Source organism: Cobetia sp., assembly GCF_983723665.1.
Genome location: NZ_CFDJES010000062.1, coordinates 2,723 through 3,984, shown reverse-complemented (window position 1 = coordinate 3,984; position 1,262 = coordinate 2,723). Strand labels below are relative to the sequence as shown.

Sequence of the window (1,262 nt, the reverse complement as noted above, 5' to 3'; positions counted from 1 at the left end):
GAGAGGATGAAGCCGATGACCACTGCCCAGATGGACACATCGCCCGCGAATACCCTGAGCGAGCTGCGCACCGACAGCGATCGCCTGTGGCAATCACTGATGACCCTGGCCGAGCTGGGCGCCACGCCCAAGGGCGGCGTCAACCGCCAGGCACTGACCGAGCTGGACCGCCAGGCGCGCGACCTCTTCATTCAATGGTGCAAGGCCGAGGGCTGCACGATCCGTATCGATGCCATCGGCAACATCTTCGCGCGTCGCGCCGGCACCGACCCGGACGCGCCGGCGGTGATGACCGGCAGCCACATCGACACCCAGCCGACCGGCGGCAAGTTCGATGGCTGCTTCGGGGTGATGGCCGGGCTTGAGGTCCTGCGCAGCCTCAACCAGCACGACATCAAGACCCGCTGCCCGGTGGAAGTGGTGGTCTGGACCAATGAAGAAGGCTGTCGCTTCGCGCCCTGCATGATGGGGTCCGGCGTGCATACCGGCCAGTTGTCACTGCATGAGATGCTCGCCCAGAAGGACAGCGACGGCGTGACCGCCGGTGAGGCACTGGATTCCATCGGCTATCGCGGCAGTGATGAGATCCCCCGCGAGAACGTACGCGCCTTCTTCGAGAGCCACATCGAGCAGGGCCCGATTCTGGAAGATGAAGAGACCACCATCGGCGTGGTGATGGGCGCGCTGGGCCAGCGCTGGTTCGATCTGACCCTGACCGGTCAGGAGGCGCACGCGGGCCCCACGCCCATGTCACTGCGCCAGGACGCCATGCTTGGCGCGGCCGAGATCACCGTCGCCGTCAATCGCATCGCCATCGATCACGCGCCGCACGGTCGCGGTACCGTGGGTGTGATGCAGGTCCACCCGGGCTCGCGCAACGTCATCCCCGGGCAGGTCAACATGACCATCGACCTGCGCTCGCTGGAACCCGACTCCCTCACCGCAATGGTCGCGGAGCTGAAAGAAGTCGTCGAAGCCGTCAGTCAGCGGCATCGTCTGACCTACGAGCTCACCCCCACCGCCGACTTCGTGCCGGAACACTTCGCCGACAACTGCGTGAACGCGGTGCGCAACGCCGCCAGCCAGCTCGGCTACTCGCATCTCGACATCGTCAGCGGCGCCGGCCACGACGCCATCTTCATGGGCCGTATCGCTCCCGCCGGCATGATCTTCGTCCCCTGCGAAGGCGGCATCAGCCACAACGAGATCGAGAACGCCGCGCCCAAGGACCTGCACGCCGGCTGCAACGTGCTCTTCCATGC

1 protein-coding gene is annotated in these 1,262 nt (G+C 66.0%); it reads left to right on the top strand.

Going from position 1 to position 1,262, the window contains the following annotated elements; all coding sequences use genetic code 11:
- Positions 1-15: 15 nt before the first annotated feature.
- On the top strand, positions 16-1,262 hold a 1,247-nt coding region (locus tag AC4FAH_RS08100), incomplete at its 3' end, for a Zn-dependent hydrolase (RefSeq protein ID WP_490245876.1).